10 protein-coding genes and 1 pseudogene are annotated in these 8440 nt (G+C 67.6%); 7 read left to right on the forward strand and 4 right to left on the reverse strand.

Going from position 1 to position 8440, the window contains the following annotated elements; translation table 11 throughout:
* The 5 genes and pseudogenes from KBY78_RS13635 to cysS form a co-directional block, all read left to right on the forward strand.
* A pseudogene (locus KBY78_RS13635) lies at positions 1-1231 on the forward strand (hypothetical protein); the annotation flags it as partial.
* A 140-nt stretch (positions 1232-1371) separates the two neighbouring features.
* On the forward strand, positions 1372-1731 hold the full coding sequence (locus KBY78_RS13640; RefSeq protein ID WP_255144038.1) for a hypothetical protein: 360 nt from the start codon (positions 1372-1374) through the stop codon (positions 1729-1731).
* 166 nt (positions 1732-1897) lie between these two features.
* Positions 1898-2314, forward strand: a complete 417-nt coding sequence (locus KBY78_RS13645; RefSeq protein WP_255144039.1) for a hypothetical protein — start codon at positions 1898-1900, stop codon at positions 2312-2314.
* A 37-nt stretch (positions 2315-2351) separates the two neighbouring features.
* Positions 2352-2600 carry a hypothetical protein gene (locus tag KBY78_RS13650; RefSeq protein ID WP_255144040.1) on the forward strand — a complete coding sequence of 83 codons (249 nt, stop codon included), beginning with the start codon at positions 2352-2354 and terminating at the stop codon, positions 2598-2600.
* A gap of 419 nt (positions 2601-3019) precedes the next feature.
* The gene (cysS, locus tag KBY78_RS13655; protein ID WP_255144041.1) at positions 3020-4498 is read left to right on the forward strand and encodes a cysteine--tRNA ligase; all 1479 of its coding nucleotides are present in this window, start codon (positions 3020-3022) and stop codon (positions 4496-4498) included.
* Positions 4499-4500: 2 nt separating this feature from the next.
* Here the strand turns inward: cysS and KBY78_RS13660 are convergent, their stop codons facing one another.
* Complete coding sequence (locus KBY78_RS13660) at positions 4501-4770, reverse strand: hypothetical protein (protein ID WP_255144042.1); 270 nt, start codon at positions 4768-4770, stop codon at positions 4501-4503.
* Between the two features lie 93 nt (positions 4771-4863).
* Between KBY78_RS13660 and KBY78_RS13665 the strand changes: the two genes are divergently transcribed.
* Both KBY78_RS13665 and KBY78_RS13670 read left to right on the forward strand, forming a co-directional pair.
* Complete coding sequence (locus KBY78_RS13665) at positions 4864-6105, forward strand: 1-deoxy-D-xylulose-5-phosphate reductoisomerase (RefSeq protein WP_255144043.1); 1242 nt, start codon at positions 4864-4866, stop codon at positions 6103-6105.
* Between the two features lie 10 nt (positions 6106-6115).
* A complete protein-coding gene (locus tag KBY78_RS13670; RefSeq protein WP_255144044.1) occupies positions 6116-6448 on the forward strand; it encodes a ferredoxin in 333 nt (110 codons plus the stop codon).
* Here the strand turns inward: KBY78_RS13670 and KBY78_RS13675 are convergent.
* The 3 genes from KBY78_RS13675 to KBY78_RS13685 form a co-directional block, all read right to left on the reverse strand.
* On the reverse strand, positions 6432-7451 hold the full coding sequence (locus tag KBY78_RS13675; protein WP_255144046.1) for an alpha/beta fold hydrolase: 1020 nt from the start codon (positions 7449-7451) through the stop codon (positions 6432-6434). The genes KBY78_RS13670 and KBY78_RS13675 overlap by 17 nt on opposite strands.
* Positions 7448-8110 (reverse strand): SDR family oxidoreductase, encoded by a 663-nt coding sequence (locus KBY78_RS13680; protein ID WP_255144047.1) that lies wholly within the window; start codon positions 8108-8110, stop codon positions 7448-7450. Before KBY78_RS13680 ends, KBY78_RS13675 begins: the two co-directional genes overlap by 4 nt.
* A 35-nt stretch (positions 8111-8145) precedes the next feature.
* Positions 8146-8440: hypothetical protein (locus KBY78_RS13685; RefSeq protein ID WP_255144048.1), on the reverse strand; the 295-nt coding region annotated here is incomplete at its 5' end.

Raw genomic sequence — 8440 nt, forward strand, 5'->3', positions numbered from 1 at the left:
CCCCCCCCCCCCGGCGCCGCCCCTCCGGCCCCGGCCGGGGGACCCCCCCCCTGCTCCCCGGCCAAGGCCCATCCCCGGGGAAGCAGTCCCCCCCAACCCGCCCCCGCTACACCCGCCACCGCCCCTGCCCAGCGCCGCAACAGCAGCCATCGCGGCCAGCCCCAAGAGCAGCCTCACCTGGGAACTGGTTCCCTTCAATGACGGCAACCTGGCCTTCACCCCCCCGGCTGCACCGGTCAGTCAAGGAGCCGGGGTGTTCGGACAGATGCTGGCCCGGGAAACCACCCTGCGCTGGTATCTGGTGCCTGAGGATCAAGTGCTCGATGCCTCCGCGCTTCTGGCCAGCGGTGATGCCAGGCCCGAACCCCCCTACCTTCCCGAGCAGCCCCCTCCGATCTGGCCCAAGGTGCGTGGACTCGCTCGGGGCATCACCGTCAACGGCGACCCCTACCCCGACACGGGCCTGAACGTTCCCAACGGCTTCGCCCAGGACAAGGAATTCACCGTCTCCACCACCCTCACCGGCACCAGCCGCACCCGCTCCTGCCGGGTGCCGGATGGCGGTAACTGGATCGACTGCGCCGACTCCGAGGCCTACCTCGACATCACTCCCTTCAAGGGGGAAGACGCCAGCCTCGGCTTCCAGTTCGCCATTCAGAGCCTCACCAGCCGCAACCGCGGCACCGGCCAGTTCGCCGCCCAGAGCATCGGCTTCCGCACAGCCATCAACCTCACCCCCACCACGGGGCTGGCCTTCGGTGGTGAGCACATCATCCAGCTCGACGACACCACCGACCTGGGCCGGAACTTCTACCTGGTGCTCTCCCAGGCCATACCCCTCAGCCGCGGTGAGAATCCGATCCTGTTCGTGGCCACCGCAGGCATCGGCTCCGACTTCTACGGCTACGCCGGCAACGGCACCCTGGGATCCACCGACTGCCTGAGCGGCAACAACGTCAGCAGCCTCAACTACCCCCAGGGCACCGACTGCTTCTGGGGACCGATCGGCGCCCTCAGCCTTCATCTCGGCAGCCAGGTCTCGATCGGCTACGAGTGGTTCGGCTACGGCATCGGCGCCGGTGTCTCAGTGCGTCCGATCAAGGACATCCCGCTCACCTTTTCCCTTTACGCCACGGACTTCCTCGGCAACACCCCCAGCTACCTGAATGGACTCTGCACCACCAACCCCTGTGAACCTCGCTACTACGGCCGGCTGACGATGTCGTTCTGATCACGAAAACGCAGAATCGACAGAATCACCCGCAGCTACCAGCTGTAGACAGTTTCAAATCTGGTTTATGACCAGATTCTGCCGACCTTCTCCGTTGCCCCTACATTCAGTTCCATTCGGTTTTTTGGAACCACCTCCGCATGCGTTTCACCGTTCCTCTGGCTCTGGCCACGGCCACGGCATTCTCCGTCAGCGCTCTGCCCGTTCGGGCCTTTCCCGGAGCCAGTGTCAATCTGGTGCGCGTCAACGGTGATGGCGTCACCGCCCTGCCAGGTCTTCAGCCCCCTGCAGTCCAGGTGCCCCCCTCGGCGCCGGGAACGGCCGAACTGATCAGCCAGGCCTCGGGTGAAAGCCAAACGGAGCCCGCCGGTAGTCCATTCCCCTTGTGGATCATTCCCGTGGTGCTTGGTCTTGGCGTCGGCATCTGTGCCATCGCAGGCTGCTTTGACAGTGGCGGCGGTGGTGGCGGTGGCGGTGGCGACAATCCCGTGTCCCGCTGATCCTTCCCCAGGGCTGATGCCCATGGACCCCTGAGTCGAGCCCTTCAGGCTCAGCTCAGGGGTTTTTCTGAAAGTGTGTCTTGATCATCACCGCCTGAACCTGCGGGAGCCCACAGAATGGCCGAGAGATTTTTTTTGCATTGGGATGGCGTGCATGCGCTCAGCTTTGTCTCTGGCTGTTCTCTCCGCTTTCACGGTCAGCACCCTGCCTGTTCGGGCCTTTCCCGGCGCCTCCGTCAATCTGGTGCGGGTGAACGGCGATGGGGTCACTGCCATTCCCGGGCTTCAGCGCACGCCCACCACAGCGGCGCCTCCATCCCTGGCCAGTGACAGCCAGCTGCTCAGCCAGGCCGAGCTGAGCGATCAGGAGTCGAGGGATGTCACCTATCTCCTCTCCGGCGACGAGGACTTCGAGATCCGCTACGCCAGTCCCCTGCCCCTCGATCTCACCGGCAACATTTCCATCCGCCGGCGCAGCGCCAATGCCGGTGATGGTGCCAACGGCGAGGAAGTGGAGTCCATCCCCCTGAATTCTCCCAACGTCACGATTTCCGAGGATCGTCTCACTCACGATCAAACATGACCGCGAACTGCGCGACGGTGAGACACTCTGTGCCCTGTTGCCCGATGGGCCCGCTGCTCTGCCCCAACGTCTGACGCCCTGCTGCTTCCAGCTGGCCAAGGCAGCCACCAGCATGGCCAGGAAAACCAGCCCCTGCGGATTCATCGCGCCCCCCTCAGCCACCAACAACTTCCCCTGGTGGGTGATCCCTGTGGGCCTCGGTCTGGGCGTCGGCATCTGTGCGGCGGCAGGCTGCTTCAGCGGCGATGGCGGTGGCGGTGGCGGCAGCAACCCCGTGTCCTGCTGAAGCCTTCGATGGTGTGCCAATCACTTCTTAATTAAGGCTCAACTCCGGCCATCCCGATTACAATTCACAAAGTCCTTCACGCTCCTCCACCATGGTCAGGTTTCTCACCACCGGTGCACTGGCATTCGGCACCCTGGCAACCCCAGCCTTCGCCGCCGATCTTGCCGACCTGCCCACCTGCCCACCTGCCTGAAGCCCCGCACCCTCAGCGCCGTCACGGCCACGATCACCCAGGCCAGCGTGATCAAGGATCCCCTCGTGGCCCAGGGATTCAGGGTCTCCGACCCCTCCTGCACCTACCAGGTGGCACGCCCCGCACCCGTGTTCGAGGAAGTTCCCGTCCGCGGTCTCTGGTGATCGGCTGAGGGTAGGGCTTTTCCCTGACCCCTTACGGTGCCCTCACCCTGCGCCGGCCCACCTTGACCCTGCGGCTCACCAACACCCTCACCCGGCGCACCGAGGCGTTTCAGCCTCTGGTTCCGGGTGAGGTTTCGATCTATTGCTGCGGGGTCACGGTCTACGACCTCTGCCACCTGGGCCATGCCCGCAGTTACATCGTCTGGGATGTGCTGCGCCGCTACCTGATCTGGAGTGGCTATCGGGTCACCTTCGTTCAGAACATCACCGACATCGACGACAAGATCCTCAGGCGAGCCGCCGACGAGGACACGTCGATGGAAGTGGTGAGTGAACGCAACATCACGGCCTTCCGTGATGACATGGCCGCCCTCAACATTCTCCCGCCCGACAAGGTTCCGCGCGCCACCCAATGCCTCGAGGGCATTCGCGCCATGATCGGCGAACTGGAGGCCTCAGGCGCCGCCTATTCCGCCGATGGCGATGTCTATTTTGCTGTGCTGGGCCAGCCTGATTACGGCAAATTGAGTGGCCGCAGCCTCAGCGAGCAGCAGGAGGGGGCCAGCGGCCGGCTCAACAGCGAGGAGGAAACCCGCAAGCGGCATCCCTTCGATTTTGCCCTCTGGAAAGGGGTCAAACCAGGAGAGCCGAGCTTCCCCTCACCCTGGGGTCCCGGTCGGCCGGGCTGGCACATCGAATGCTCGGCGATGGTGCGTCAGGAACTGGGCACCACCATCGACATTCACCTGGGCGGATCAGACCTGATCTTCCCCCACCATGAGAATGAAATTGCCCAGTCTGAAGCGGCCAACGGTGAACCCCTGGCCCATTACTGGCTGCACAACGGCATGGTGAATGTGGATGGGGAGAAGATGTCGAAATCCCTCGGTAACTTCACCACGATCCGTTCCCTGCTCGCCAGCGGCGTGTCGGCCATGACGCTGCGCTTCTTCGTGCTCCAGGCCCACTACCGCAAGCCCCTGGATTTCACAGCAGAAGCCCTCGAAGCCGCCGCCGCCGGCTGGCACGGCCTCAACGAGGCCCTCGCGCTGGGACAGAAGCCCAGCCTGCGTGAGGCCCTCGCCTGGAACGACACCGACACCGACCCCGAAGCCCCCGAGCTGGATGCCGCCCTGCAGAGCGCCCGCGGCACCTTCATCGCGGCCATGGACGATGACCTCAACACCTCGGCGGCCCTGGCGGTGCTGTTCGAGCTGGGCCGCCCCCTGCGGGCCCTGGCCCGGCGGCTGGAGCGGGGATCGGCGCCCAGCGACGAGGACCGAGGCCTGCAGGGGCGCTGGCAGTTGCTGCAGGAGCTCTGCGGCGTTCTGGGCCTCAAGCAGGAGGCCGGCTCCGGGGCCCAACCTGGCGCGGGCGACGGGCCGGATCCTGGCCAGATTCAGGCCCTGATCAGCGAGCGCCTGGCTGCCCGCCAGCAGAAGCGCTACCCCGAAGCCGATGCCATCCGCGACCGACTGCGCTCCGAAGGCATCGAGTTGATCGATCGCCCCGATGGCACCACCGAGTGGATCCGGCGCTGACTTCAGCGCTGTTCATCTGCCGGCGGGGGAGCCGACGGAGCCTGGTCGCGCATCAGCGTTTCGATCCGGCGGATGCGCACCCTCGTGGTCTCCCACACCTCCAACCTGAAGCCGTCATCGCCAACCGATGGGGTGGCGGCGGAGGCCCCAGCCAGCGAGGCGCGCAGCTGCTCCACCATCGCCTCGATGTCGTCACCCGCCTCGAACGCATCCCAGAGTTCACGCTCCAGCCGAGCCCGCTCGATGAAGTTCCAACGCTTGAGCCAGAGCATCGCGGCCGCCAGGGGTGAAGAGCACCAGCTCAGCCAGTGTGCACGAACCGCTGGGATCGGTGGGAGACTGGCGCCCGTCGCAGGGATGGCCTGGTGAAAGCGATCAGCGTGCTCGGCTCCACAGGGTCGATCGGCACCCAGACCCTGGCGATCGTGGAGGAGTTCCCCGAGCGCTTCCGGGTGGTGGCGCTCACGGCGGGCCGCAATCTCGATCTGCTGATCGATCAGATCCGGCGCCATGCCCCCGAAGTGGTGGCCCTTGCCGACGCCCAGGCCCTGCCCGAGCTGCGCCGCCGCTTGGAGGCGCTGGAGCCCTCCCAGCAGCCGGCACGCCAGCCTGAGCTGGTGGGGGGAAGCGAAGGGCTCTGCGCCGCCGCCGCCTGGTCCAGCGCCGAGTTGGTGGTGACGGGCATCGTCGGCTGCGCCGGCCTGCTGCCCACCCTCGCGGCCATCGAGGCCGGCAAGGATCTGGCCCTGGCCAACAAGGAAACCCTGATCGCCGCCGGGCCCGTGGTGCTGCCGGCCCTGAAGGCCAGCGGCAGCCGCTTGCTGCCCGCCGACTCCGAGCACTCCGCCCTGTTCCAGTGCCTGCAGGGCACCCCCTGGGCCGACACCGCCCGTCTCTCTACCGGCGTTCCCACCCCAGGGCTGCGGCGCATCCAGCTCACCGCCTCCGGCGGCGCCTTCCGCGACTGGCCCGCCGCTGATCTGGCCAAGGCCACCGTGGCCGATGCCACCAGCCATCCCAACTGGAGCATGGGCCGCAAGATCACGGTGGATTCCGCCACCTTGATGAACAAGGGCCTGGAGGTGATCGAAGCCCATTACCTCTTCGGGCTCGACTACGACCACATCGAGATCGTCATCCACCCCCAGAGCATCATCCACTCGATGGTGGAGCTGGCCGACAGCTCGGTGCTCGCCCAGCTGGGCTGGCCCGACATGCGCCTGCCGCTGCTCTACTGCCTCAGCTGGCCCGAGCGGCTCGAGACCCCCTGGCGGCGCCTGGATCTCACCGAGGTGGGCCAGCTCACCTTCCGCGCCCCCGACGAGCAGAAATACCCCTGCATGGGTCTGGCCTACGCCGCCGGCCGCGCAGGCGGCACCATGCCCGCGGTGCTCAACGCCGCCAACGAACAGGCCGTGGCCCTGTTCCTCGAAGAAAGGATCGCCTTCCTCGACATTCCCCGCCTGATCGAGGCGGTCTGCGAGCGCCACAGCGCCGACCTGCGCCAGGACCCCAGCCTCGATGACGTGCTGGCCATCGACGCCTGGGCCCGCCTGGCCACCAGCGAGCTGGCCGCCACCGCCTCGCCTGCTCTGCTCACGGCATGAAGATCCTGCCGTGAAGGTTCAGCACCACCTGCTGCTCTGCGCCACCCCCACCAAGGCCCTCTGCGGCGACCCGCAGATTGGGGCCGCCAGCTGGAGCCGGCTCAAGCAGCTGGTCAAGGAGCGCGGCCTGGAGCAGCCCGATCGACCTGAGGGGGTGGTGCTGCGCACCAAGGCCGACTGCCTGCGCATCTGCGCCGGTGGACCGATCCTGCTGATCTGGCCGGAGGGAATCGCCTACGGCGGGGTCAGCCCCGAGCGGATCGAGCGGATCGTGGAGGAGCACCTGATCGGCGGCCGGCCCATCGAGGAGTGGATCGTGCGGCGCCTCAGCCTGCGGCGCTGAGCCGCTCGCCCAGCCAGCGCAGCACCAGCTGATCCGACCAGCACCCCCCGGGGGCGTGGAAGCCGTTGTGCCCGCCGCCGGGGCTGAGCACCACCTCCATGGGCGGTCCCAGGGCCTGGGCGCCAGCGGCTGGAACCCAGGGATCATCGAGGGCCTGCACGACCAGAGTGGGCGGCAGCGGGGGGTGTCCGGGCTCCGGCTGCAGCAGCCGCGGCAGGGGGCTGGCCTGGCGGTAATAGGCGTCGACACTGGCGTAGCCCCAGCGCGGTGCCGTGATCAGGGCATCGAAGCCGCGGATGCTGTTCAACCGCCGCAGGCGTTCAACCAGCTCCTCATCAGGCCTGAGACCGTCGTTGAGGGTCTGCTGACGCAGGCGCTCCAGCAGCCATCGCTCATAGAGGCGGTTGCGCGGGCTGGAGATGGTGGCGGAGCAGTGGGCCAGATCGAGGGGGCTGCTCACCAGCGCCAGACCCTCCAGCTGTGCCACCCCATCCAGCACGGCATTGAGCAACACCGTGCCCCCCAGAGACAGCCCCACCGCCAGCAGGGGGCCATCAGCCGCCAGCTCCCGGGCCCGCCCCAGGGCCGGCGCCAGATCCGAGCTGCAACGGGCGGCATAAGTGCCGCTGGCCAGGGCCCGCCCTTCACCGGCGCCACGCATGTTCAGGCGCAGCACCGCGAAGCCGGCCCGGTTCAGGCACCAGCCCAGCCGCCGCACCCCCTCGGCCTGACTGGAGCCGCCCAGGCCGTGCAACAGCAGCACCAGCGCCCTGGGCCGGCCACCTGGTGCCTCTGGAGCCGGCGGATCAAGCCAGGAGAGCAGGGAACCGCCCTCACCCTGGCTGGAAGGCCCAAGGGGAAATTCAATAGGGGTGCTCTCTCGCTGCGGCAGCACATCCGGCCGGAGCGTGTCGCGCAGGGTCTGCAGGTCGGGGCCCCACCAGGGCGGCCGGGGCCGGAACGGCTGCAGCCCCAACCGCTCCAGCAGGGCCTGGGAGCTCACACCGGCTGGGGCTGAATGGCGAGCCACTCGGCCAGGGAGAGGGGCTCCACCCCTGCAGCGCTGGTGACCTCGATGATCCGCCCGATCGAAGCGGGCGAGTCCAGGGCATCCAGGCACACCCGGGCCACCAGCCGGCGGGGAATGCTGTTGCTCTCCTGCTGATCAGGCCCGCTGAAGCGGATGCCCTGGGCGTCGAGGTTCTCCTCCGTCTCCTTGAGTCCACCGGGGCGCACCACGGTCCAGTCGAGGCCACTGGCCTCCAGCCAGCGCTCTCCCAGCCGCTTCCAGACCAGGATCAGGCCGAAGAGGTTGAGGGGGTGCAACCAGCGGCCGCTGCAGAGCGAGCTCACGAGCACCACCCGCTTCACCCCGGCCGCCGCGCAGGCGGCGCACTGCTGACGGATCGCCAGGGCATCCACCTTCAAGGGGCCCGCCAGATCCACCGATGGGCGGGCGCCGGTGGCGATCACCAGGGCCTGGACCCCCGCCAGGGCCTGCTCCAGGGCGGCTTGATCACCGAGCTCCAGTCGGATCAGCTCGGCCCCCTGCAGCCCCTCGGGGACCTCAGATCCAGGGCGCAGCAGGGCCTTGACCCGGTAGCCCCGGGCCAGGGCCTCCTGGACGACACGCCAACCGGTCTTGCCGGAGGCTCGGCTCACAGCCAGCGTGGACGAGGACTCGGAAGGCACGGTTCTCAGCAGAGCGGCATCAGCTCCTGTTCTAGGCACCGGGCCCGGGGGAAGTCCCCCTGACGGCGCAACTGACGCACCCGCAGGATCATGGGGTCGATGTCGCACAGCTGGCTGTAGCAGACCTCCAGGTGGTCATGGGAACCAGGCTGGGAGCGGCTGATGGGATGGGGGTTGTCCAACGGTGATCGAGGCGGGGCCAGAGGCAGGCGAAGCGGTTTGACCGGGGAAGCGGTCTGACCAGGGAAGGTTCGGAGCGATGCCTGGAAGTTAGGGAGGCTGCCGGCGGCTGCCCTGGTG

Source organism: Synechococcus sp. EJ6-Ellesmere, from assembly GCF_024345875.1.
GTDB lineage: Bacteria > Cyanobacteriota > Cyanobacteriia > PCC-6307 > Cyanobiaceae > Regnicoccus_A > Regnicoccus_A antarcticus.